The 23,029-nt window shown below is 59.6% G+C and carries 23 protein-coding genes; 5 read left to right on the top strand and 18 right to left on the bottom strand.

Annotated features, from left to right (window positions below; genetic code table 11):
- Window positions 1-58: 58 nt before the first annotated feature.
- Genes SynMITS9220_RS12435 through SynMITS9220_RS12455 form a run of 5 tightly spaced genes read right to left on the bottom strand, consistent with a single transcriptional unit; the run spans window position 59 to window position 4,406 of the window.
- On the bottom strand, window positions 59-820 hold the full coding sequence (locus tag SynMITS9220_RS12435) for a hypothetical protein (protein WP_186989621.1): 762 nt from the start codon (window positions 818-820) through the stop codon (window positions 59-61).
- Window positions 817-1,515: a pilus assembly protein gene (locus tag SynMITS9220_RS12440; RefSeq protein WP_186989623.1), complete on the bottom strand. Its 699-nt coding sequence runs from the start codon at window positions 1,513-1,515 to the stop codon at window positions 817-819. The genes SynMITS9220_RS12435 and SynMITS9220_RS12440 overlap by 4 nt, the downstream gene beginning before the upstream one ends.
- A complete protein-coding gene (locus SynMITS9220_RS12445) occupies window positions 1,508-2,395 on the bottom strand; it encodes a hypothetical protein (protein WP_255483124.1) in 888 nt (295 codons plus the stop codon). Before SynMITS9220_RS12445 ends, SynMITS9220_RS12440 begins: the two co-directional genes overlap by 8 nt.
- A gap of 50 nt (window positions 2,396-2,445) precedes the next feature.
- Complete coding sequence (locus tag SynMITS9220_RS12450; RefSeq protein ID WP_186989625.1) at window positions 2,446-3,624, bottom strand: quinone-dependent dihydroorotate dehydrogenase; 1,179 nt, start codon at window positions 3,622-3,624, stop codon at window positions 2,446-2,448.
- A gap of 14 nt (window positions 3,625-3,638) precedes the next feature.
- Window positions 3,639-4,406: a ribonuclease H gene (locus tag SynMITS9220_RS12455; RefSeq protein WP_186989627.1), complete on the bottom strand. Its 768-nt coding sequence runs from the start codon at window positions 4,404-4,406 to the stop codon at window positions 3,639-3,641.
- 60 nt (window positions 4,407-4,466) lie between these two features.
- Between SynMITS9220_RS12455 and SynMITS9220_RS12460 the strand changes: the two genes are divergently transcribed.
- Window positions 4,467-5,147, top strand: a complete 681-nt coding sequence (locus SynMITS9220_RS12460; RefSeq protein WP_186992228.1) for a DUF3747 domain-containing protein — start codon at window positions 4,467-4,469, stop codon at window positions 5,145-5,147.
- 293 nt (window positions 5,148-5,440) lie between these two features.
- Here SynMITS9220_RS12460 and rplL read toward each other — a convergent pair whose 3' ends face one another.
- From rplL to gloA, 8 genes are all read right to left on the bottom strand, one after another.
- Entirely contained in the window at window positions 5,441-5,833 is a 393-nt protein-coding gene (gene rplL, locus SynMITS9220_RS12465; protein ID WP_066909258.1) for a 50S ribosomal protein L7/L12, read from the bottom strand.
- Between the two features lie 47 nt (window positions 5,834-5,880).
- Window positions 5,881-6,408: a 50S ribosomal protein L10 gene (gene rplJ / locus SynMITS9220_RS12470; protein ID WP_186989630.1), complete on the bottom strand. Its 528-nt coding sequence runs from the start codon at window positions 6,406-6,408 to the stop codon at window positions 5,881-5,883.
- A 282-nt stretch (window positions 6,409-6,690) separates the two neighbouring features.
- Entirely contained in the window at window positions 6,691-7,398 is a 708-nt protein-coding gene (gene rplA / locus SynMITS9220_RS12475) for a 50S ribosomal protein L1 (RefSeq protein ID WP_186989632.1), read from the bottom strand.
- A gap of 77 nt (window positions 7,399-7,475) precedes the next feature.
- Window positions 7,476-7,901: a 50S ribosomal protein L11 gene (rplK, locus tag SynMITS9220_RS12480; RefSeq protein ID WP_067096075.1), complete on the bottom strand. Its 426-nt coding sequence runs from the start codon at window positions 7,899-7,901 to the stop codon at window positions 7,476-7,478.
- Window positions 7,902-8,011: 110 nt separating this feature from the next.
- Window positions 8,012-8,680 (bottom strand): transcription termination/antitermination protein NusG, encoded by a 669-nt coding sequence (gene nusG / locus SynMITS9220_RS12485; protein ID WP_067096071.1) that lies wholly within the window; start codon window positions 8,678-8,680, stop codon window positions 8,012-8,014.
- Window positions 8,681-8,741: 61 nt separating this feature from the next.
- Entirely contained in the window at window positions 8,742-8,990 is a 249-nt protein-coding gene (gene secE / locus SynMITS9220_RS12490) for a preprotein translocase subunit SecE (protein WP_066909273.1), read from the bottom strand.
- 97 nt (window positions 8,991-9,087) lie between these two features.
- Window positions 9,088-11,853 (bottom strand): ATP-dependent Clp protease ATP-binding subunit, encoded by a 2,766-nt coding sequence (locus tag SynMITS9220_RS12495; RefSeq protein WP_186989634.1) that lies wholly within the window; start codon window positions 11,851-11,853, stop codon window positions 9,088-9,090.
- Window positions 11,854-11,868: 15 nt separating this feature from the next.
- Window positions 11,869-12,270 (bottom strand): lactoylglutathione lyase, encoded by a 402-nt coding sequence (gene gloA, locus SynMITS9220_RS12500; RefSeq protein WP_186490900.1) that lies wholly within the window; start codon window positions 12,268-12,270, stop codon window positions 11,869-11,871.
- A 145-nt stretch (window positions 12,271-12,415) separates the two neighbouring features.
- Here gloA and eno point away from each other — a divergent pair, with 145 nt between their 5' ends.
- Window positions 12,416-13,708 carry a phosphopyruvate hydratase gene (gene eno, locus SynMITS9220_RS12505; protein WP_186989636.1) on the top strand — a complete coding sequence of 431 codons (1,293 nt, stop codon included), beginning with the start codon at window positions 12,416-12,418 and terminating at the stop codon, window positions 13,706-13,708.
- A 283-nt stretch (window positions 13,709-13,991) separates the two neighbouring features.
- Here eno and SynMITS9220_RS12510 read toward each other — a convergent pair whose 3' ends face one another.
- The 4 genes from SynMITS9220_RS12510 to argJ form a co-directional block, all read right to left on the bottom strand.
- The gene (locus SynMITS9220_RS12510; protein ID WP_186989638.1) at window positions 13,992-15,674 is read right to left on the bottom strand and encodes an AarF/ABC1/UbiB kinase family protein; all 1,683 of its coding nucleotides are present in this window, start codon (window positions 15,672-15,674) and stop codon (window positions 13,992-13,994) included.
- Complete coding sequence (locus tag SynMITS9220_RS12515; protein ID WP_186989640.1) at window positions 15,671-15,982, bottom strand: hypothetical protein; 312 nt, start codon at window positions 15,980-15,982, stop codon at window positions 15,671-15,673. Before SynMITS9220_RS12515 ends, SynMITS9220_RS12510 begins: the two co-directional genes overlap by 4 nt.
- A 57-nt stretch (window positions 15,983-16,039) precedes the next feature.
- Window positions 16,040-16,705, bottom strand: a complete 666-nt coding sequence (locus SynMITS9220_RS12520; RefSeq protein ID WP_186989642.1) for a hypothetical protein — start codon at window positions 16,703-16,705, stop codon at window positions 16,040-16,042.
- Between the two features lie 88 nt (window positions 16,706-16,793).
- Complete coding sequence (argJ, locus tag SynMITS9220_RS12525; RefSeq protein ID WP_186989644.1) at window positions 16,794-18,029, bottom strand: bifunctional glutamate N-acetyltransferase/amino-acid acetyltransferase ArgJ; 1,236 nt, start codon at window positions 18,027-18,029, stop codon at window positions 16,794-16,796.
- Between the two features lie 109 nt (window positions 18,030-18,138).
- Between argJ and coaE the strand changes: the two genes are divergently transcribed.
- The 3 genes from coaE (at window position 18,139) to SynMITS9220_RS12540 (ending at window position 21,551) form a co-directional block, all read left to right on the top strand.
- Entirely contained in the window at window positions 18,139-18,804 is a 666-nt protein-coding gene (gene coaE, locus SynMITS9220_RS12530; RefSeq protein ID WP_186989646.1) for a dephospho-CoA kinase, read from the top strand.
- Between the two features lie 120 nt (window positions 18,805-18,924).
- Complete coding sequence (locus SynMITS9220_RS12535) at window positions 18,925-19,644, top strand: FecR domain-containing protein (protein ID WP_186989648.1); 720 nt, start codon at window positions 18,925-18,927, stop codon at window positions 19,642-19,644.
- Between the two features lie 35 nt (window positions 19,645-19,679).
- Window positions 19,680-21,551 carry an adenylate/guanylate cyclase domain-containing protein gene (locus SynMITS9220_RS12540; protein ID WP_186989650.1) on the top strand — a complete coding sequence of 624 codons (1,872 nt, stop codon included), beginning with the start codon at window positions 19,680-19,682 and terminating at the stop codon, window positions 21,549-21,551.
- On the opposite strand, the gene gatB is transcribed toward SynMITS9220_RS12540, so the two are convergent.
- Window positions 21,541-23,025, bottom strand: a complete 1,485-nt coding sequence (gene gatB / locus SynMITS9220_RS12545; protein WP_186989651.1) for an Asp-tRNA(Asn)/Glu-tRNA(Gln) amidotransferase subunit GatB — start codon at window positions 23,023-23,025, stop codon at window positions 21,541-21,543. The two genes, SynMITS9220_RS12540 and gatB, sit on opposite strands and share 11 nt — an antisense overlap.
- Window positions 23,026-23,029: the final 4 nt, after the last annotated feature.

The raw sequence follows: 23,029 nt of genomic DNA on the forward strand, positions 1-23,029 counted from the left end.
GATTCGACCAAGGCCAGCCCTGTTGAAACGTCTGCAATGAATAGATCAGAAGTCCGCCTTACGAAGGTTGTTCTCCTTTTCCCTTCGTGTCAGAAGACCCCGTAGATCTCAAGGCACCGTCGCCAGCCTTCGATACTGAATCAAAAAATGTCAGCCTCAACTTCAATCGTGTGCGAGGCAGATCGATCTTCACCGACTGACCTTCAACTTCTGCGGGAGCCTCGAGAGCAGTGAGCTCGAGATCACTCGGCTGCACAAGAAGCTCAAGCTGCTCCATGCCTCTCAAGAACTTCAGCAATCCCTGATAAGGCCCCTCCACCTGCAGCAAAACTGAGCTTTTCTCAAATCCAAGCTCCTTGAGTGGATCGTTGGTCTCTTTTGCACTACCCGTGCCCTTGCTTTTCTGATCCCTGGTTCCGCTGCGATTCGAGGCTTCCAATGAACTCGCCGGGACCGGTTCATACAGAGTGATCACCACACCGCTTGCGGCGGCAATGCGGCTGAGCTGAGCCAGAAACGTCTGAATCTGGCCACGACCTGCCAACAGGCTCATCAGCTGAGCCTGTTGCTGCATCACTTCACCAAGCATTTTGTCGCTCTGTTTGAGCTGAGCCTCCAAAAGAGGAAGAGTGTCACGCTTGCTAGAAAGCTCTGCGATCCGCTGACGCTGTTGATCGAGCCGATCCAATCCCGGCCATCCCACTGCAGCGAACACCCCAGAAGACAACGCCAAACCAATCACAGCCGGAACGGCAACCAACACGCGCTCCCTGGTGATTCGTTGCCGCCAGGCTGGACGATCAGGACTGAGATTGGTCACGGTGCAACCCCCTGCTGCTCCAGCAAGCGATAGCGCTGCGCTAGGCCAACCGCACCGAGCTGTTGAAGCTGCTGAAGGGAGGGTTTAGCCGTGGCATCGAGCGACCACTCAAGGCTGAAGCGCACCGAAGGCGCCTCGCCATCATCCCTGGTGACTTTCAAGACCTTGACACCATTCGTCTGGGAGATCGGCAAGCGCTCCAACGCGAGCTGGAGAGCGTTGACTCGTTCAAGCGGACCTGGTTGACCACCCAGCCCCACCTTTCCAGACACTTTGATCAAGTCGTTCTGCGCCGAAACATCCTCGAGCTGAACGCCCACTGGCGTTACAAGGCCCAACTGCACCAGCAGGGGTGAGCCCGCCGGCACAGCCACCAACTGCTCAGCGATTTGCAAATTGTTCTCTCGAATCGTGGCCACTTTTCGCTTGGCAATACGCAGGCGGCCTTCCGTTGATTGCACTCGCTGCTCGAATGGCGACAGCATCTGCAACTGCTGTTGCTGCTGGCTCTCGATCCGTCCGATCACAACGATCGAACCAAGGGAAAGAAGCACCGCCATCCCACCGATCAAGGCCCCGCGCAACAGCAACGGGCGCATGGGTTGCAATGACCCGGCAGGCTCGGGCAAACCGAGCTCGAGCCTGCGTTCCCGCAGGAGATCAGGCAGTTGCTGTTCAACCGATCGATCAGGCATCGTCCCTCCCCCGGGACGCCGTCAGAGCAAGCTCGAACAACGACATTTCGGCATCGGAATGCAAAGGTCCATGCCGGGAATCATGCTCTGCGCCCCAATAGCCCTGCCACTCAGGTGCGGCGGTGATCCACCACCCCGGCATGCCGACTGGATCCCAGGCTTCAACGAGCTCCAGCACCTCATGCCTGAGCGCACGGTGCTCCGAGGACTGCAGGTTGAAATCAAACTCTGGACAACCCTTGCGTAACAACAACAACCGCCAGCGACCCGCCTGCTCCACCAACCAGACCAGTCGCTCATCAGTGCCAGCCTGGGAATCGCGAAGCCCTCGCCAGGCGGCCGACAACACCCATTCAGCACGCCGCAATAGAAGATCCGCCTCCTCCAGGGTGCTCACCCAGGCCTGCAGTAGCAGTCGATCCGTCCCCACAACCAGGGCCGAATCGGCTCGCGGCTGAGGGAGCAGATCCAGGTAACTGTCTTGTACAGCCAGAGACCAGCCCAGCTGAGGCTGAAGCTGCCGCAGCTCAGCGCCGCAGCTCAGCGCAGCCGATGCTGCCCCCTCAAGCAGACGCCACTGACAACTTGTGAGAGGCAACAGCAGCTCAACCTCAACCTGAGGATGACTCAGTCCCTGTTCCAGCAGCAGATCAGCAATGGTCTCCCCCAGCGCCTCACGGTTCAGAGGCTGGCCGAAGCGGCATAAATCAGGCGGAAGAACAAGATTCGACAAGGCCCAGTCATCCTGCGACCAGCAGGCCAGATTGAGCGCTTCATCCTCCGGTGCAAGCAGCACTCGGCGTGGATCGAGCAGACCCTGCACCTGCATCACCCAGCTGTCCAAAGCAGGGAAACGATCACGCAGTTCTGCAAGCACCACGATGCAACTCCAAGCCAGTGGGTGCTGCGACCCTGCCCGAAGGGTATCGGCTAGTGCCAGGGGGCGCCGCTACCCACCGCTTCACTGATGTGACGGATGCCGTGACGATCCAGCTGCTCGATCAGCCCCTCCAGCACTCGAGGCACCAGGTCCGGACCTTCAAAAATCCAACCGGTGTACAGCTGAACCAAAGACGCTCCGGCAGCGATCCGCTCCCAGGCGGCCTCGGGCGTGCTGATCCCACCGACCCCCACCAGCGGCAGTGCTGGACCAGCAGTTGCACGCAACCGACGCAGCACCTCCAAAGCCCGCTGGCGCAACGGATCACCGCTGAGACCCCCAGCTTCCTGGGCAAGGCTGCGGCCGGTTTGGCTCAGCACCCGCTGACCCAAACCAAGCCGATCGAGACTCGTGTTGACGGCAATCACACCGGCGAGCCCCTCCTCATAGGCCAGGCGGGCGATGCCATCGATGGCGTCATCTTCGAGATCCGGTGCGATCTTCACCAGCAGTGGCGGACAGCCCGGCAGCCTGCGCAAGCGTTCCACCAGTCGTCGCAACTGAGTGGCATCCTGAAGGTCACGAAGACCAGGGGTATTCGGCGAACTGACATTGATCACTGCATAGTCGGCCAGTGGCGCCAACATTTCCAGCGACGAGGCGTAGTCATCAGCCGCCAGCTCCAGCGGCGTCATCTTCGATTTACCGAGATTGATCCCGAGCACGGCAGGTCGCTGACCGCGCGGCGGGAGAGCCTGTCGCTCGAGGGTGCGACGCAGTTCCTCTGCACCTTTGTTGTTGAAACCCATGCGGTTCAATGCCGCGCGCTCCTGGGCCAAACGAAACAGCCGCGGCCTCGGATTTCCTGGCTGGCCATGCCAGGTGACGGTGCCGACTTCGGCAAACCCAAAGCCAAAACGATCCCAGACCCCAGCGGCAACCCCGTTCTTATCAAAACCAGCCGCCAGCCCCACGGGGTTGCTGAAACGGCATCCAAATAACACCTGCTCCAAGCGCAGGTCACGGCGTGTCAGTTCAGCTGCCACACCATCAAGGACACCGGACAACCCCGGCCACTCGCGGCGAAGACTGCACTGACCCAACGCCTGAAGGGCAGCACGGCTGAGCTGTTCAGCATCCACGCCTTCGTCTTTGGCCAGCACAGGTCCCAACCAGCGCCGATAGAAACCTGCGGTGGACATCACCCCGGACGATGACGGCTGGGTCATCTGGGTTCCTCGATCTATCTCGATCCTGCCTCGGCGCGGCGCAGCCGCCAGCAATCGCCCTCGGCCGGTTCGACCAGCCAATCACGCCAGCTCCAAGTCTGTTGTCGTTCAGCCAGGCGCGTCAGCGGTTGCTCCACCAGCTGGGCCAGTTCCACCAGGGACAGGGCATATCCGCCAGCAGCCAAACGATCGGCCAGTTCCAGCCTGGTGAGCAGCTGTTGCAGGGATTCAGGTGCCAAGTCATCTCCCTGCGTTTGTGGCCCATCCGCTGTTCTGTCGAGTTTGGAGGGGGCAGCTTGAGACGCTCGACCAAGCCTTGGCGATGTCCCCTTGGAGAAAGCCACAGCGATCTGATCGACCCGATCGTTATCCGGGTCACCGCTGTGACCTTTCACGTAGGTCAGCGGCACATCGGAGAGGCGGGCAGCGTCGAGGGACTGCCAGAGGTCCTGATTGAGCACGGGTTTGCCCGCTGCGGTTTTCCAGCCCTTGCGTTTCCAACCCGCCATCCAAGAGCCCAGGCCATCGATCAGGTACTTGCTATCGGTCCGCAGGGTGAGATCGGGATGACGAGGCAGCTCCGCCAGCCTCTCCAACATGGCCAGCGCTGCCTGCAGCTCCATGCGGTTGTTGGTGGTGGCCGGGTCGGCACCCCCGAACTCCTCCACACTGCCGTCCTCAAAGCGGATCAAGGCCCCCCAGCCTCCAGGGCCAGGATTACCGCTGCAGGCTCCGTCAGTGGCAGCGGCCACAACGCGACCTCTCTGATCAGCCTCAGCCATTGGTCACCCCACGCCTTCTTCGGTACAACACGGTTCTTGAACACCCAGGAGGACTGGGCCATGGGCCGAACCTACTTCCGCAAAGCAGCGCTGAGTGCTGCTGCCGTGGGACTGGCGGCGATGGCCGGGAGCCTGCCTGGATGGGCCCGGGCCCTGTTCGACAGCAGTCCACTGCAAGAAGAACGTTTCGCAATCCTGGCCCAGGCCGTGGGACGAGATCGCTGGAAGCTTCTGGTGCTGGAACAGATCAAAGCCAGGCCGCTCTGCTGGGAGGAACGTCAGGACGGACTGATGAACCCTTCTCTGAACAACTTCGATTTCACGGGAATCTGCAGTCGCTACCTGGACAGCAACGGCTACTCGCTGCGCACGTCCGGCAACGATGTCGACAAGCGCTATCGCCTGCGCCTGAAACAGAGCAGAAACGGTCTGGCATTGCAGGCGATGGACTCTGTGCGCGGTAGCGGCATCACAGTGGCTAGAGCCAACAAAGTACGCAGGGATAAAAACGCCTTTGTGAAAATGACGCTGGAGCCAGGCTGGTCGCTCGAACGCCGCAGCTACAAGGGGCGCACACTGAGCCACGTGTATTTCGCCAATCCGAAGCCGATGAACACGCTGATGGCCGTCAGCAAAGCGAGAACGTTTGATCGAAGCCTGACCTTCACCGCCGGCCTGCCCAAGCCGCCTTCACAGCCAAGTGGACCGGTCCGTCTGACAGTGATTCCCTTCCGACCCTGAGCCGCGGCCTCACGGAAGGACAGTTGACAGAGCGCCCCAGCACAACGCGCAATGTCCTAAGCAATTTTTTACGTTGTCGAAGTGTGAGGAGTGGAAAAACGCTTCTTCCGGGTCGAAACAAGGACAGACTCCGGTCATGCGTTTCACTTCTGAGCTCTGCTTAAGGCAGAGCTTTTTTTTTGCACAGCCAAACCCGATTCGCTGCAGTCATCCAGACAAGAAAAAACCGACCCGAAGGTCGGTATCGATTGAAGGGAAAGGATCGGCAAGCGCAGGCCGCCGATCCAACAAAATCACTTGAGAGTGACCTTGCCGCCCACCTCTTCAATGGCTTTCTTGAGGGCTTCGGCGTCATCCTTGGAGACACCTTCTTTGATGGTCTTCGGAGCAGCCTCGACCATGGCCTTGGCATCGCCCAGGCCAAGGCCTGTGGCTTCGCGCACAGCCTTGAGGACCTTGATCTTGGCGGAAGCATCGAAGCTTTCCAGCACAACATCAAATTCGGTCTTTTCTTCAGCGGCCTCGCCACCACCACCAGCGGCAGCGCCGGGGGCAGCCATCACCACACCCGCGGATGCGGCTGCGGAGACGCCGAAGGCCTCTTCGATCTGCTTAACAAGCTCGGAAGCTTCAAGCAGCGAAAGGGACTTCAACGATTCGAGGATTTCGTCGGTTTTTGCAGACATGGTTGGGATTCAGCAACAGATCAAAAAAACAGTCGGGTCGAAGACGTTCAGCTTTCGCCGGAATCGGCGTGCTGCTTGAGCGCCCGAGCAAGACCGGAGGGAACCTCGTTGATGCCCACAGCCACCTTGGTGGCAACGGCATTGATGGAACCAGCGATCTGAGCCATGAGCACTTCCTTGGTGGGAAGGTCACCGATGGCCTTGATCTCGTCCTGAGACAGGAGCTTGCCTTCGAAAAGGCCGCCCTTGGTTTCGGACTTCTTGGTGTCCTTCTGAAAAGACTGAAGGGCCTTGACTGCACCGCCGACATCGCCCTTAACCAGGACGAAAGCGTTGGTACCGCTCAGAAGGGGATCGAGGTTGGACCAGGCACTATCACCATCAATGGCGAGACGCATCAAGGTGTTTTTGGTCACCTTGCAAACGCCGTTGCTGGCCCGAAGACGAGTCCTCAGATCAGACATTTCCTTGATGGAGAGACCCTGGTAATCCAGGACCAATGCCATTTCGGCCTCACCGAGGAGCTGCTTGAGCTCTTCGACGATCTGTTGCTTGCTCTCCAGAGTGCGGCCCATAGGATTTGGATCGGATCGGGGGAACAAGCTGGACACACGGCCGTTCAGTGCTCCCGAAGGAGACGAGGCCGCGTATCGATCCAATCCCATGAGGGAGCAAAATCGTCGCGTCTGCCTCGGCAGGACTTAATGCATCTGGAACGGTTCGTAAAAACCGCTTGAAGCAACCTGCTGTCTTTGGCCGGGCGCGTGCCCGTTGTCTGGCTTTCGCCAGTAGTCAAACCTACAACAAAGCCCCCACCGGAGTGGAGGCTGGCTGGCGTCAGGCTGGGATGAGCTGGATCAACCCTCTTTGTTGATGTCCTGAAGGGCTGAGATATCCACTTCCACTGAAGGACCCATCGTGGAGGTCACATACAGGCTCTTCCAATAACGACCCTTGGCACCGCTGGGCTTATTGCGATCAATGGTCTCCTGAAGCATTTTCAGGTTGTCGAGCAGGTTGTCAGCATCAAAGCTGGCCTTACCGAAACGCACGTGCACAATGCCGGTGCGGTCAGCACGGAATTCGAGCTTGCCAGCCTTGAACTCCTTGATGGCGGCCGCCAAATCGGTCGTGACGGTACCGGCTTTGGGGTTGGGCATCAGACCACGGGGGCCGAGCACACGACCCAGTTTGGCCACTTTGGGCATCATGTCTGGGGTAGCGATCAGCAGGTCGAAGTTCATCTCCCCCTTGCTGATGGTGTTGACCAGATCCTCATCGCCTGCGAGCTCGGCGCCGGCTGCTTTGGCGGCTGCAACCTTCTCACCACTGGTGACCACCGCAATGCGCACGGTCTGACCGGTGCCGTGAGGCAGTGCCACGGTGGTGCGCAGCTGCTGATCGGTGTATTTGGGATCGATCCCGAGACGCACATGCGCCTCCATGGTCTCGTCGAACTTGGCGTTGGCGTTGTCCTTGACCAGCTGAATGGCTTCAAGCGGCTCGTAAGCACGCTCTTCAACCTTGGTAACGAGGCTGGCCAGGCGTTTGGAAAGTTTTGGCATGGCTTAGATGGGGTTCAGACGACCGCAAGGTCTCCCCCTGAAGAAATTGGAAGTGAGCAATGACTGGCGCTGGAGCGTCAGTCGCTGATGGCGACGCCCATGTTGCGGGCAGTGCCTTCGATGATGCGCATGGCCGACTCAACGCTGGTGCAGTTGAGGTCGGGCAGCTTGGTCTTGGCGATTTCCTCAAGCTGGGATCGCTTGATGGAGCCAACGCTTCCCTTGGCGGACTCTCCGGAACCTTTAGCGATTCCAGCAGCCTTGGTGATCAACACGGACGCTGGGGGCGTCTTGGTGATGAAGGTGAAACTGCGGTCTTCAAAGACCGAGATTTCCACCGGAATCACGAACCCGGCTTTGTCCTGGGTGCGGGCGTTGTACTCCTTGCAGAACGCCATGATATTGACCCCGTGCTGACCGAGGGCAGGACCCACGGGCGGTGCAGGGTTGGCTTTGCCGGCCTGAAGGGCCAGCTTGATCACAGCTACGACTTTCTTGGCCATCGGCGGACGGAGTTGAACATCTGCGGATCACCTGGCCCTCGGGGCAGGTGCGGCGGGGTGAAGAACCACCCCTCAGGCCGCCCTCCGCAGGGAGACGGCCGCCGCCAATATCAGTTCTGCTTGCTCACCTGGGAAAACTCAAGTTCGACCGGTGTCTCACGGCCAAAGATGGAGAGGAGTGCCTTGAGCTTGCTGCGCTCACCCGACACCTCAATGACCTCACCCTGGAAATCCTTAAACGGACCGGCAGTGACCAAAATCTGATCACCCTCAATGAGATCGACTTTGACAACCGTCTTCTTCTCGGCAGCACGCTTGAAGATGCGGTCGACTTCCTGACGACTTAAGGGGCGTGGCTTGATGTGACCACGTGCTTTACCGGTCGCACGACGATCTTCCGCCCCGACAAAGTTGATGACGTTTGGGGTGCTGCGCACGGCCATCATCGTGTCTTCATCCAGCACCATGCGCACAAGCACATAACCGGGGAACACTTTCTCCTCAGTGGACTGGCGGCTGCCGTCTTTTTTGATTTTGACCGCAGGCGTTTCGGGAATTTCGATCTCAAGAATGCGATTACTCACACCGAGCGTCACAGCCCGCTGCTCGAGCGTGGCCTTCACCTTTTTCTCGCAACTTGATGCCACCTGAACCGCATACCAGCGGGCAACGCCCGTGCGGATTGTGGGGGTTTCAAGGGTGCCCTCTTCTCCGTCATTCGGCGCAGGAAGATCAAGCACCTCACTGGAGTCCGACTGGCTTTGATCGAGATCAGACACGAGGCAGGGCAGGAGCGAAGGATGAACTGGGAAAATGCACCGGATCAGACCGGATAAGGACTCAACGGAACACTTGGGACGCAGCCCAGCCGTAGAAGCGACTCAGAGCGGCAATGGCCGCAGCGGAGAGGCTCACCATCAGGATCACGGCGATGGATTCGCTGAACAGCTGTTGTCGGCTGGGCCAGACCACAAGCTTCAACTCTTCAAAGGTGGCTTGCAGAAAACCGCCCTTTTTCTCAGGCTGTTCAGGGCCTGATGAGGGGGGCGTCGTCGCTGCTGTGGTGTCCTCGGAAGTGGGGCTGGTCACGGATGACGGATCAAAAAGTCGTCTGGGCCGGTGCTGACGCCGGCTTTTAAGGCACGTGACAGCAATTGAATATCGTACCGGACGCCTCAATAAGCGCTTATTCAGGTTCGAACAGGAAGGGGTCGTTCGGAGTCGCTCCAGCCTGCACACGAACCGCCTGAGCATCGCTGAAACGCTCCTCCAGCAACTCAGTCGCCAGGGGATTCTCCAGACGACGACGCAGCACCCTGCGCAAGGGCCTCGCTCCATACTCCGGCTCATAACCGAGGCTCACGATCGCTTCAATCACACCTTCCTCAACGCGCAGCTCCAGCCCCTGCTCTCTCAGCAGCGTGGCCAGATCAGCCAACTGCAGGCGCACAATCTTGTTGAGATCGTCGAGTCCAAGAGGCTGAAACCGGATCACTTCATCGATGCGGTTCAGGAATTCAGGCCGAAAATGTCGCCCCAGAGCTTCATCTACAGCCCCATCTAGAGCGGATGGATCACTTGGTGCTCCCGCTTCCCTGTCCTGGCGGGCTGATTCAAGAATGGCCCGGCTGGCCAGATTGCTGGTCATCACGACCACGGTGTGGCGAAAATCGACCGTGCGCCCCTGCGAATCGCTGAGACGTCCGTCATCCAGCACCTGCAACAGCACATTGAACACATCAGGGTGAGCCTTCTCCACCTCATCGAGAAGCAACAGGGCGTAAGGACGACGACGCACCGCTTCGGTCAGCTGCCCTCCTTCCTCGTAACCGACATAACCGGGGGGGGCACCGAGCAAGCGCGCGACGGCATTGCGCTCCATGAACTCGCTCATGTCGAGGCGAACCATGGACTCCTCCTCATCGAACAGTTGGCCAGCGAGAGCCTTAGCCAGTTCGGTCTTGCCCACACCTGTCGGCCCCAGAAACAGAAATGAACCCACAGGGCGTCGAGGATCCTTCATGCCGGCTCTGGCCCTGCGAATCGCCGCGGCCACAGCCCCCACCGCATCGAACTGGCCGATGACACGCTCCCCCAGGCGCTGATCAAGCTCCAGCAGCTTCTGACGTTCGCCTGCCAGCAGGCGCTGAATGGGAATCCCTGTCCAACGCGCCACCACATCGGCAATGTCCTCGGCTTCCACCTGCTCCCGCAACAATGCCGTGCCGTCTTGCTGCGCCTTCTTGAGCGACTCCTCCAGGTCACAGCGACGCTGCTGAAGACGATGCAGCTGGTCGTACTGAAGCCGCGCAGCTTCTTCAAGATCGCCCTGGCGCTCTGCTTCAGCAACGGCATGGCGTAGATCCTCATCTTCCTGCAGCAGCTGGCGCAGTTCCTGCAGCTGTTCCCGCTCTGCCTGCCAGCGCTCACGCAGCTGAGTGAGTTGAGACGAAGCCTCAAGTCGCTGGCGCTGAAGCTGCACACGCTCCGATTCAGGAGCCTGCTCTGCCGCGAGAACAGCCAGTTCAACGCGACGCAGATCCATCTCGGCGTCCTCCACCACCTGGGGCTTAGACGTCACATCCATCTTGAGTTGTGCCGCCGCTTCGTCGATCAGATCGATGGCCTTGTCTGGCAGGCAACGATCACTGATGTATCGATCGGCAAGGCGTGCAGCAGCTGTCACTGCGGCGTCGGTGATCGTCACGCCGTGATGCAGCTCGTAGCGCTCCTTCACGCCCCGCAGAATCTCGACGCTGTGGTCGATCGAAGGCTCGGAGATCTGCACCTGCTGAAAGCGACGGTTCAGAGCTGGATCCTTTTCCACTGTGCGGCGGTAATCCTCTGGCGTGGTTGCAGCAATACAACGCAGATCGCCTCTGGCCAGAGCAGGCTTGAGCAGGCTGCCAGCGTCGGCACTGGAGCGGTCGCTGTTGACCACGGTGTGCAATTCATCGATGAACAGCACCACTCCAGCCTCTGGATCACTCACCTCCTGCAGAACCTCTCGCAGGCGCTCCTCGAACTGCCCGCGAAATTTGGCGCCAGCGATCAGAGCACCCACATCCAAGGCAACAAGCCGCAATCCCTGAAGCGATTCCGGGACTTCGCCGGCAACGATGCGTTGGGCCAGCAGCTCGGCGATGGCCGTCTTGCCCACACCGGGCGCTCCGATCAGAACCGGATTGTTCTTACCCCGACGCGAGAGCACCTTGATCAAGCTGCGGATCTCGCTATCACGACCGACCACAGGATCCAGGAGGCCCTGCGCCGCAGCGGCAGTGAGGTCACGGGCATAACGATCCAGCGCCATGGGCCCTGGCTCATTGGCCAGGTCAAGCGCCGAATCTTCAAGGGGGTCCGACGGCCCCTGCCCGATCTGAACAGGCTCAGGCAACGACTGAACAGGTGGAACAACAGGCGTTGGCGCTGCTGAACGCATGACAGGAGCAGGAGGATTGAGCGGTGGAGAGGCAGCGGATGGGGTGGGTCTGCGCAGCTCGGCCTCCAGGCGATCGGCCGGCAAGCCGAAACGAGACAGCAGATCAGCGCCGATCCGTGGATCACGGCCGATGGCAATAAAGACATGCGACACATCGATCAGCCTTGACCCCCAGAGCCCACGCACGCTGTCGGCCACCTCGAGCAAGGTCTCAAGATCTTCACCGACAAACAGCTCATCTCCTCGCGCCATGGGCTGGTCTTCCAAAAAGCCCTCGAGCTGATCGAGCAACTGGTCTTGAGGCAATGACAATGAGGCCACGATCGCCTCAAAGCGTGGATCACTGAAAAGAGCCTGCAGCAAATGCTCCACATCCAGATCACCGTGACGCCAGCGACGGGCTGAATCCTGGGCAGAGAGCAACAGCTCCCAGGCGTCATCGCTGAAACGGTCTGGCTCCACCGTGAGACTGGCTGGAGGTTGAGGGGTCACGCCGAAATCGGATGTCATCGCGGGCGACTCCACTCAAGCGGCCGTCGATCGGGACGCAAGCTCAATCAGCTCCACCTTGTATCCATCGGGATCCTCCAGAAAAGCGATCACAGTGCTGCCGTGCTTCATCGGGCCCGGTGCGCGCACGAGCCTTCCACCTCGCTCAGCGATCCCCGAACAGGTGGCATGGATGTCCTGCACCCCGAGTGCGATGTGGCCATACCCATCACCCAGGTCGTAATGCTCGGTGTCCCAGTTATGCGTGAGCTCCAGCACGGTGTGATCCTTTTCGTCGCCGTAGCCCAGAAAGGCCAGTGTGAAACGACCGGAGGCATAGTCCTTGCGGCGAAGCAACTGCATGCCCAGGACATCGGTATAAAAAGAAAGCGATCGCTCCAGATCGCCAACCCGAAGCATGGTGTGCAGCATGCGCATGATCGGGGTCAATCGCTGTCACCAGCATGGTGCATCCCCAAGATCAGCGGTAGAGAAGCAGCAGGGGTCGCGGCCTGTTGGCAGGGATGAGGAATCAGCGTTGCAGGGGGACCCATAGGATCGCCAAGTCTTTGATCCGCATCACGTGTTCGATTCCCTCGACCTCGTCATCGACACCATCGTGGCCCGTGAGGTGCTCGACTCCCGCGGAAATCCAACGGTGGAAGCCGAGGTCTTGCTGGAAGGTGGAGCCAGTGGTCGGGCCATCGTGCCTAGTGGTGCCAGCACCGGTGCCCACGAAGCCCACGAGCTGCGCGATGGCGGCGATCGCTACATGGGCAAGGGCGTCATCCAGGCCGTGAATCACATCGAGGAGCGCATAGCCCCCGCCCTCTGTGGACTCTCGGCCCTGGATCAGGCAGCCGTAGACGCAGCGATGTTGGAACTCGACGGCAGCGACAACAAGTCCAGCCTCGGCGCCAACGCAATCCTGGCGGTGAGCATGGCCAATGCCCGAGCAGCGGCCAATGGTCTTGGACTGCCGCTCTACCGCTATTTGGGCGGACCGATGGCCACGCTGTTGCCAGTGCCACTGATGAATGTGATCAATGGTGGCGCGCACGCCGCCAACAGCCTGGATTTCCAGGAATTCATGCTGGTTCCCCATGGCGCCCCAAGCTTCCGAGAGGCGCTGCGCATGGGCACCGAAGTGTTCCACACCCTGAAGGGACTGCTCAAGGACAAAGGCATGAGCACCTCCGTGGGTGATGAAGGAGGCTTCGCTCCTGATCTGGGCAACGTGGAAGCGGGCGAGATTCTGGTGGAAGCGATTCAAAAGGCCGGCTACAAGCCTGGCGAACAGATCGCTCTGGCTCTGGATGTTGCCAGTACCGAATTCTTCGAGAATGGTCGTTATGCCTTTGATGGCGGCAGCTACGACAGCGCTCAAATGGTTGGCCAACTTGAACAGCTAGTTGAGAAGTTCCCCATCGTTTCGATCGAGGACGGCCTTGCCGAAGACGACTGGGAAGGATGGAAATTGCTGACCGAGCGCCTTGGCGGCAAGGTGCAACTGGTGGGTGACGACCTGTTCGTGACCAACACCAAGCGCTTGCAACAGGGCATCGACAGCGGCACCGCCAACTCGATCTTGATCAAAGTGAACCAGATCGGTTCTCTCACTGAAACGCTTCAGGCCATCGACCTCGCCGGTCGATCGGGATACACCAGCGTGATCAGCCACCGCAGCGGTGAAACCGAAGACACAACCATCGCCGATCTCTCTGTCGCCACACGGGCTGGCCAGATCAAAACGGGTTCTCTGAGCCGAAGTGAGCGCGTTGCCAAGTACAACCAGCTGCTGCGCATTGAGGATGAACTGGGCAGCCAGGCTGTGTATGCCGGTGCAGTAGGCCAGGGCCCCCACGGCAACGCCTGATTCAACCATCAGAGCTCAGAACTCAGAACAGGTCATTCACCGGAGGATCAACCTCAGTGAATGGCCTTTTTGATGACCTTGAGATCAACTGCTCTGACCAACATCAGCCCCAAAAAAGCGAAGGCTTCACCAAAACAATCAAAACATTGATTGCAGAGACTTCAGCAAGAGCGAATGGGAACATTAGGGAATATTTCAACCAAAATTGTTAAAACACAATCGTGTTGAAGTTTTGACGCCAGAGCAACAACAACTCGGCCAGTGAAGTGATTAAGAAAGCGATTCAGCCTTTTGAAGACGACAAGGATTCCATGCGGGCATCCTTGCGAAGTTTCACCTGAAGCTTGAGCCAGCCCATCCCGACCGGGACCGCCGCACCCAGTGGCAGCAGAGCCCAGAGCGGACGAACGCTGGCACCGATGACAGCCGCCGCCAGAGCCAGGCCTCCGAGCAGCACCGACTGACCAATGGATTGCTGAGCGGTGACCATGCGGCGGAACTGACGATCCGATTCACCCATGCGGATCTGGAGCTGCAGATCTCCCTGTTCGAGTCGCTCGAGACTTTCATCCAAGCGACGGGGAATCCCCACGGCCCGAGAACTCAGGGCGCCCACCTGACGGCCAAGTTCATTGAAGAGATCATTGGAACCGGATCCACTGGAAGTCATGAGAGGCAGCAGATAAGGCTTGGCAATCCCCACCAGGCTAAAGCCGGGATCGAGGCTGCGTCCCACTCCCTCAAAAGTCGACAGCGCTCGCATCACAAAGATCAGCTCCACCGGCAAACGAAACGGTTGGCCATAAACCAGCTCGTAGAGATCACCCGACAATTTGTCGATCACCGAAGCGCTGAAGGGAGGCGTGAGTGCATCTCGCAGCATCAGACGAACCAAACGCCGCACAGGCCCGAGATCCACATCTGTGGCGATCACACCAGCCACCTGCATCTCCTCCACCAGAGCCGATGCATCGCGAGACGCCGCTGCCCGAACCATGGAACCCAGCCGTCGTCTCAACCGCTCGGACAGCTGCCCCATCATTCCGAAGTCGTAGTAGATCAGAGCACCATCGCTGGCAACCGCCAGATTTCCGGGATGGGGATCGGCGTGGAAAAAGCCGAAACGCACCAACTGCTGCAGGTAGCTGGCGGCACCGATCTCAGCGACCTCACCCGGATCAATGCCAGCCGCCAGGAGTTCAGGACGATTATTGATCTTGATGCCCGGCAAGTAATCGAGACAAAGCACCTGACGGGTACTCAGCTCCCAAATCACACCGGGAACACGAATGCGGGGGTCATCCAGAAACTGCTGACGAAAGCGGGCAGCGTGCTGTGCTTCCAGACGAAAATCCAGCTCACGCAACAGCACACGCCGGCATTCCTGAGCGATGGCCACCCAGTCACGACCTCGGCCCCACTGAGGATGACGCTGCAGCACAGATGCCACCTGTTGCATCACCTCCAGGTCAAGCCGGAAGAGCGACTCCAAACCGGGTCGTTGAATCTTGAGCACCACCTGACGACCACTGCGCAGGCTGGCTCGATGCACCTGGGCCAACGATGCAGCTGCAAGGGGGTTCTCATCGAGATCAATGATCTCCGCGCAGCGCGCACCCAGCTCTGCTTCCAACAGAGCCTGGGCTTGATCAAACGGAAAAGCCGGAACCTTGTCCTGCAGATCAGCCAGTTCAGCGACCCAGCCCGCCGGCAGCACATCAGGACGCGCCGAAAGCAATTGACCGAGCTTGATGAACGCCGAACCGAGATGGAGCAATTCCCTGGTCAGCCAGCGGGCGCGCTGCTGCTGACGGGTCTGACGACGCTCCGGAGAAACCCCGCCTGGGTACGTCCAGCCACAGCTGTCCCACCAGAGCAGGCACAGCAGCACCAACACCGTGCGCCAAATGCGCAGCGCTCTCAGCCCCCTGCGCCAAGGGAGAGGGCGCGCCCACCAACGACTCAAGACCGTTCCTCCAAGCGCGTGCTCAAGTCAGCAACCTGAGCACGCAGCCGATCGATGCGCTGCTGCAGCGACTCATGCTCTGTACCCGAGCGATCAGCTTCGGATGCTGAGCGGGGCTGTTGCTCGTGTTGCAAACGTTCGGCTTCTGCCTTGACCTCTTCCTGAAACAGATCCCATTCCTGCCGAAAGCGCTCAGGCGCATCTTGAACAGCAACAGCAACACCAGCAGCTGCATCGGCCACACCTTCACCCACCCGGGCGATTAGACGATTCATGGCCGCTCTCAACAGGGCGTCCGGGGGAGTCATGGCCTGACTAGCGATGAAGAAACTGTGGCAGATACGCTGACAGGGTTGTGACCAACCTCAGGGCGCCAGTGGAGTCGACGGTGCAGTCGACGGTGGTGCGCTGAAGATGAGCGAGTCATCGATGGCTGGTTGAGTGGGAGTAACCGCAGGCTCAGGAGTGGCAACAGCGGCAGATTCCGGTTCCGGCGCAACTTGAACAGAAGGCTCGACGACAGGGTCAGTGGCAGACGCCGGCTCAGGCGCAACCGCCTCATCGTTGGGAGTCAAGACCGCAGCGGGCTGAGCCCCATCGGTACTCTCCTGCTGGTCAACATCCAGAGCAGGTGAAGCCACTGGTGCAGCAGTGGACACTGGCTCCTCTTGATCCGTCCCAGGCGGAGGCACATCAGCCTGCTGCGCTTGCTCAAGCGGCTTCACTTGCGTGGCGATGGCGTCGGCCTGCTCGTTGGCCTTGCGCTGCTCGGCATCCAGAGCTTCCTTCGCAGCAACGTCCCCCATCAACGGTTGATCAGCGCCATACCTTCGTCTCAATCCATCCAAGGTCTCTCCAGGAAAGCTGTTCTGGCGGAACGTGGCCTGCTGAGGCTTTTCCCAGGTCTGCCGCATCAACACCACCCGCTGGGTGATGCCGTAACCGAGAGCAAAACAAGCGCCCGCCACAAGAGGACCCACCCAGTAACGAGGGCGCCGAGGCCGCTGCTGATCAGAGGTGGTCGTAGTCATCGCTCGGGCAGGTACGAACAACACCGAACAGTCGGCGCAGCCCATCTTCGCCTCTGATCACCGGTGCTGCATCACCTCCCTCAATTGATCAAGTTGTGTAATCAGCGTTGATGCGCACGTATTGATCGGACAGATCACACCCCCAGGCACGACCTTGGCCAGGTCCGGAGCCGATCAGCAGACGAATCAGCACAGCGTCGTCTTCGAGGTAGCGGCCGGAAGCCCGCTCTCGCAGGTAGGTCGACGCCGCAGCCCGATCAAAGCCGAGCGGCTGACCGTTTTTCATTAATTGATGCTCTCCGATCCAGAGAGAAACCGCCTGCGCATCAAAGGCCACTCCCGAGCGCCCAGCCGCCGCCACGATTCGGCCCCAGTTGGGATCACGGCCATGCACAGCCGTTTTCACCAGCGATGATCCACACACGGTGCGGGCCATCTGCAAAGCGTCTGCTTCGGATGCAGCTCCCTCCACAAGCACCTCGATCAGGCAGGTCGCACCCTCTCCATCACGAGCGATCGCACGCGCAAGGTGTTGAGCGACCAGAGTCACTCCCTGTTCAAGTCGATCCAGCTGATCGGCCGGCAGAGGTTCACCGGCGGCGAAGGCCAGAAACGTGTCGTTGGTGCTGGTGTCGCCATCCACGGTGATGGCATTGAACGATCGCTGCACGGCGCGGCGAACCATGGCCTGCCAAGCCTCTGATGGCACTCCGGCATCACAGGTGAGATAGCCGAGCATCGTGGCCATCTGGGGGTGAATCATTCCCGAACCTTTGGCCATTCCGCCAATGCGCACGGTGCGGCCCTCAATCTCGGCCTCAACGGCGATCTGCTTCTCCACCAGATCCGTGGTGAGGATCGCGTTCGCAGCCGCCGAACCGCCATCGACTGCAAGAGCCTCCACGAGCGGATCCAGACCTGCCAGCAACAGCTGCATCGGGATTGGAACGCCGATGACGCCCGTCGAGCAGATCAAAACCTGATCACTCGCCAGGCCCAGCCGATCTGCCAGAACCTGCGTGGCGCGCTGGCTGTCGATCAGACCACGGTCTCCGGTGCAGGCATTGGCCTGGCCGGAATTGATCAGCACAGCTCTGCAACATCCCTCGCTGGCTTGCAAGCGCTCAGCACAGAGGTCCACGCAGGCCGCCCGCACCATCGAGGTGGTGAACGTACCGGCACAGACGGCACCCTGCGGCGCCAGCACCAGAGCCAGATCCGGCTTTCCGGAGTCCTTGAGACCAGCTGTCATGCCGGCAGCCTGAAAACCGCAGGGGGCAGTGACACCGCCTTCGATCGGCGTCCAGCTGGAAGATTGCGCCATCAAAGGCCTGAACAAACGATCCACATGGCCTATTCAAATTCAAAACGGCCACGCGCCGCTGTGAAAACGCGCGAGTTACAGACTGGAATCAGTCATCAAGCAATGGCACTTGAGTGCAACATCCCGCTGGCACGGTGCACAGCACCGCATCGGTCTCACCGGTGGCATCGCCAGCGGCAAAAGCAGCGTTGCGCGCTACTTGCAAGACCTTGGGATTGTGGTTCTGGATGCAGACCGCTACGCCCATGAAGCGCTGAAGGCTGGAAGTCAGGCCTCTGAAGCCGTGCTCAAGCGTTATGGACGACAGGTTGAAGCTGCACCGGATTGCGACATCGAGCGGAGCTCAGGTCAACGCAGCATCAATCGCCGCGAGCTGGGCAGGATCGTCTTCCACAACCCAGACGAACGACGATGGCTTGAGCAGACCATCCACCCCATGGTCCGTGCGCGCTTTGAGCTTGAACTTGACAGTCATCCAGAAACGTCAACCGTCGTGTTGATGATTCCGCTTCTGTTTGAGGCCGATCTCACAGAGATGGTCTCCGAAATCTGGGTGGTCCACTGCCTGCCGGCACAGCAGCTTGAGCGTCTGAAGCAGCGTGACCGTCTCAGCACGGCCGAGGCCGAAGCAAGAATCAACGCTCAATGGCCCATGAGCCGGAAATGCGAACAGGCCGACCTGCTGCTCGACAACTGTTCAGCGCCAATCCGCTGGGAACGAGAGATCCAGACGAGGCTTGCGCAGATCAACCCCAGTCAGCCCTTGATCCCCTGAGGCCTGAGCTCTGACAACAATCAGCGCACCCAACCACAGTCAGATCAGACGATTGAAACGAGCTCAGAGTCACACTCAGCGAACGATGGCAGGATTCAATTGGTCAGATCGATCGAACCGATGAGCTTCTTCCGCCAGATCGTCGTATTCAGCTCCTGCCTGACAATCTCACTGATTGGAACGGCTCCGGTTTTTGCTGACTCCCAGAAAGCCACCATCGAGGAAATTCTGGACGGAGACGAACTGTTCATTGACGATCAAAAAGCCAAAGTCGAGCAAAAAGCCCAGCCGCCGCAAGTCATCAGCACAGGACTGAGCCGCGGCCAGATTGGCTTCAGCGGAGGTGCTGTTGGTCGAATCAACCGCCAATCGCTGGTCAAGCTCGGCAGCAGCTGTTTCCTGCTGAACAAAGGCCAGATTCTGATCTCAGGCCGTCAGGACGGTTGTACGTCCTCAAGCCGATTGAGCGTTCGCGGCACCAATTACGTTCTCAAAGTCAGTGATGACGGAAGTACAGATCTGGCCGTACTGGAAGGCTCCGTTGAAGTGACGGACAACAGCGGTGAGCAGGAGGCCGTCACCGTTGAAGCAGGCCAACGCCTTCAACTCAGTCCTGCGGGTGTGGTGATCGGACTGCTGCAATTGGCTGCAGGGGACTACCAGAGAATCCTTGATGGCCCCCTGTTCATCGGCTACACGGCTCCATTACCGGGGTTGGCTGATCTCAGGCGTTATCTGAATCTGAATGTGCCTGGTTTACGCATCCCCAGCGTGCCGGGAAGCCAGATCCGAATCACACCCAGCCTGCCCAGCGTGCCGAGCCCAGTTCGTTTCTTCTGATGAACTGATCACCCCAACTCCATGCACGATGGCGGATGAGAACCACCGGCAAGGCCAGAACATGTATCGCGATCACGCTGTTCGGCCTGCTGTGTGGTGGCCTCAGCGGCTGGCCACCGGCTCTATGGCGGAGCTGGTCCAAAGACATCAGTGATCAGATCACACTCTGGGCGGGGCCCAGCAAACCGCCGGCAGAGGTGGTGGTCATCGCTGTTGATGATGCATCTCTGCAACAGGCACGCTGGGTACTGGAGGATGCGAACCCAGCGCCCTGGAGTGAAGGTCTCGAACGCTGGCCTTGGCCAAGAGCGGTCTACGGGAAGCTGATTGAACGCGTCATCGCAGCTGGCAGTCGTGGTGTGGCGATCAATGTGCTGTTTGCCGGCCAAAGCATGTATGGCCCGGAGGATGATGCCCGCCTCGCACAAACACTGAAGCGCCACAGTTCATCAGTGGCTCTGGCCGCCGAAATGATGGAACCGGTTGATCGCCAGGGGGCGGGCGGTCTCTCCCTCGAGCCCCCCGCATCAACCCTGCTGGATGCTCTGGGCGGCTTGCCCTATCTGGGCCTCACCAACATGCTCAACGCCGAAGACGGCAGTATCGGTCCACATCCAGAAGCCTATGGGCAACGGGTGCTGCGGCCCTACAACTTCGAATTGCAGCAATCCCTCCCCTCCGCCCTGCTGAAGATCGCCGGGCTCGAGCCACCGCACGATCAGGCTGATCGTTCGCTGCGGTTGTATGGACCTGAGGGAACCATCACCCGACTGTCAGCCTGGGAAGTGCTGGACCCGCAGCGTTGGCGCAATCACCCCTTGCGAGACAGGCTCCGAGACAGTCTGGTGCTGATCGGTCCAACTCTGGAAGACAACCAGAGCAGCCAGTCCACACCGTTTGGGACCCTGTCGGGGGTTGAACTCCTGGCCACAGCAACCGCCAATGACCTCGACGGCAGCGGTCTGCGTCAATGGCCTCAGCATCCCTGGCAGAAAGCTCTGTTCAGCGCTGCCTGCAGCTGGCTGATTGCCTATCTGGCCACGCGGCGCCTCACTCTGCGCTGGCGGCTGATCAGTTGCTCACTCGGCCTGAGCAGCCTCCTTCTAATCAGCATCATCACGCTTGTGCAACGCCAGACCGTGCTGCCTTTGCTGGCACCAAGCGCCGGGATCGTTGGCCTGGCTTCCACACTTGCCGTCAGCAGTTTCTGGCGGGAGGAGCAGGAACGTCGACGGCTCCGCCAGACCTTTGAGCGGTATGTGTCCCCAAGCGTGGTCCAGGAAATCCTCAAAGACCGCGACAGCGCTGAAGGCATTCTCAGAGGCAAGACTCTCAACGTGACAGTCCTGTTCAGTGACCTTGAGGGATTCACAGCCCTGACCCGGGAACGATCACAACAAGGGCGCAGCGAAGAGCTCATCCATCAGCTGAATCGCTACCTGGGCCGAATGGTGGAGGTGGTCAACGAGCATGGGGGCACGGTCGACAAGTTCATCGGCGATTGCGTCATGGCCGTTTTTGGATCACCGGTCAGTCGAGGGACTGAGCTGGAAGCCAGGCAGGCGGTTCGTTGTGCAGCAGCCATGCGTCAGGCCCTGGAAGAACTGAATCAGAATTGGACAGAGAGAGGCCTTGATCCGCTCAGCTGTGGCATCGGCCTGGCCAGCGGGGAAGCGGTGGTTGGCCAGATCGGCAGTCCACAACGGATGGATTTCACCGTGATCGGCGACACGGTCAATCTGTCCAGCCGCCTGGAATCACTGACGAGAAAGCTCGGCACGCCCATCCTGATGGATGAACAAACCGCACTCCTTGCTGGGGCAGAGATCGCCACGGACAATCTCGGTGAGCAGGCGATCAAAGGAATGAATCGCTGCCAGGTCTATCGACCCAGGCTCATCCCTTGAGTTTTTGGCTGAGAATCTGGTTGGCAAGCTTGGGATCTGCCTTGCCACCGGTCTTTTTCATCAGCTGGCCCACAAAGAAGCCCTGAAGCTTGGTCTTGCCGCCACGGAACGCCTCAACCTCCCCGGGATGAGCCGCGAGCAGCTCTTCAACGATGGCGGTAATCGCTCCAGGATCGCTGATCATTCCCAGCCCACGCTCATCCACGATCGCCTTGGGTGAACCGCCCTTTTCGAGCAGTTCAGGGAGGATTTCCTTGGCAATCTTGCCGCTGATCTTGCCGCCGTCGATCAGCTTCACCATCTCCGCCAGCTGATCAGGACGGAAAGGGAGTTCGGCGTAACTCAGCCGGTTGCTGTTCACATAAGCAGCGATGTCGCCTGTGATCCAGTTGGCTGAGAGCTTGGCGTCAGCACCGTCACTCACCACGGCCTCGAAGTAATCGGCCATCGGACGCTCATCGGTGAGCACGCGAGCGTCGTACTGAGACAGACCCAGATCATCGGCATAGCGATGCCGCTTGGCGGCTGGCAACTCAGGCAGTTCCGCCCTCCACGCCTCACGCTGTTCAACGCTCACTTCAATGGGCCCAAGATCAGGGTCGGGGAAATAGCGGTAATCGCTGGCCCCTTCCTTGCTGCGCATGCTCTTGGTGAGCTGCTTGCCCTCATCCCAGAGACGGGTCTCCTGAACAATCGGCTCGCCGCTTTCATAGGCCTTGATCTGGCGCTGGATCTCGTATTCGCAGGCCTTCTGAATCGCGGAGAAGGAGTTCATGTTCTTGATCTCCACCTTGGTGCCGAAGGGGGCATCGGGTCCGCGGCGCACGGAGATGTTCACGTCGCAGCGCAGCGATCCCTCCTGCATGTTGCCGTCGCTGACACCGATGTAACGCACAATCCGACGTATCTCCGACGCGTATTCAGCAGCTTCACGACCCGTGCGCAGATCAGGCTTACTGACGATTTCTGCGAGCGCCACTCCAGCACGGTTGTAATCCACCAACGAATGGGTGGATCCCGCGAGACGATCACTGCCGGCGTGCACGAGCTTGCCCGCATCTTCCTCCATATGAAGGCGCTCAATGCCGATCTTTTTGAGATAGGTGTCCTTGCCCTTTTCAGCCACCTCCACCTCGATCCAACCCTCTTCCGCGATCGGCTCGTCGTATTGAGTGATTTGGTAGTTCTTCGGGAGATCCGGATAGAAATACTGCTTGCGATCGAACTTGCAGTGCTCCGCAACGTTCAGATTCAGGCCCATCGAAGCCTTGACCGCATACTCGAGCACCTTCTGGTTCAACACCGGCAGCGTTCCCGGCAGACCACACACCACCGGATCAATGTGGGTGTTGGGATCATCCCCAAAGGTGGTGGAAGCTGCCGTGAAAATCTTGCTGTCGGTGCCCAGCTGCACATGGGTTTCCAGGCCGATCACAGCTTCCCAGGCCTGTTCAGTCGCTGCAGGTGCCGACATCCGT

The organism is Synechococcus sp. MIT S9220 (assembly GCF_014304815.1).
Classification (GTDB): Bacteria; Cyanobacteriota; Cyanobacteriia; order PCC-6307; family Cyanobiaceae; genus Synechococcus_C.

What these genes read in the sequence shown, in the direction of transcription:
- rplK (WP_067096075.1), bottom strand. Translation starts at nt 7,901, where the DNA reads ATGGCCAAGAAAGTCGTAGCTGTGATCAAGCTGGCCCTTCAGGCCGGC.
- SynMITS9220_RS12440 (WP_186989623.1), bottom strand. Translation starts at nt 1,515, where the DNA reads ATGCCTGATCGATCGGTTGAACAGCAACTGCCTGATCTCCTGCGGGAA.
- gatB (WP_186989651.1), bottom strand. Translation starts at nt 23,025, where the DNA reads ATGTCGGCACCTGCAGCGACTGAACAGGCCTGGGAAGCTGTGATCGGC.
- rplL (WP_066909258.1), bottom strand. Translation starts at nt 5,833, where the DNA reads ATGTCTGCAAAAACCGACGAAATCCTCGAATCGTTGAAGTCCCTTTCG.
- SynMITS9220_RS12520 (WP_186989642.1), bottom strand. Translation starts at nt 16,705, where the DNA reads ATGACTACGACCACCTCTGATCAGCAGCGGCCTCGGCGCCCTCGTTAC.
- argJ (WP_186989644.1), bottom strand. Translation starts at nt 18,029, where the DNA reads ATGGCGCAATCTTCCAGCTGGACGCCGATCGAAGGCGGTGTCACTGCC.
- SynMITS9220_RS12515 (WP_186989640.1), bottom strand. Translation starts at nt 15,982, where the DNA reads ATGACTCCCCCGGACGCCCTGTTGAGAGCGGCCATGAATCGTCTAATC.
- rplA (WP_186989632.1), bottom strand. Translation starts at nt 7,398, where the DNA reads ATGCCAAAACTTTCCAAACGCCTGGCCAGCCTCGTTACCAAGGTTGAA.
- rplJ (WP_186989630.1), bottom strand. Translation starts at nt 6,408, where the DNA reads ATGGGCCGCACTCTGGAGAGCAAGCAACAGATCGTCGAAGAGCTCAAG.
- SynMITS9220_RS12495 (WP_186989634.1), bottom strand. Translation starts at nt 11,853, where the DNA reads ATGACATCCGATTTCGGCGTGACCCCTCAACCTCCAGCCAGTCTCACG.
- gloA (WP_186490900.1), bottom strand. Translation starts at nt 12,270, where the DNA reads ATGCGCATGCTGCACACCATGCTTCGGGTTGGCGATCTGGAGCGATCG.
- SynMITS9220_RS12460 (WP_186992228.1), top strand. Translation starts at nt 4,467, where the DNA reads ATGGGCCGAACCTACTTCCGCAAAGCAGCGCTGAGTGCTGCTGCCGTG.
- SynMITS9220_RS12455 (WP_186989627.1), bottom strand. Translation starts at nt 4,406, where the DNA reads ATGGCTGAGGCTGATCAGAGAGGTCGCGTTGTGGCCGCTGCCACTGAC.
- SynMITS9220_RS12450 (WP_186989625.1), bottom strand. Translation starts at nt 3,624, where the DNA reads ATGACCCAGCCGTCATCGTCCGGGGTGATGTCCACCGCAGGTTTCTAT.
- SynMITS9220_RS12535 (WP_186989648.1), top strand. Translation starts at nt 18,925, where the DNA reads ATGAGCTTCTTCCGCCAGATCGTCGTATTCAGCTCCTGCCTGACAATC.
- SynMITS9220_RS12540 (WP_186989650.1), top strand. Translation starts at nt 19,680, where the DNA reads ATGAGAACCACCGGCAAGGCCAGAACATGTATCGCGATCACGCTGTTC.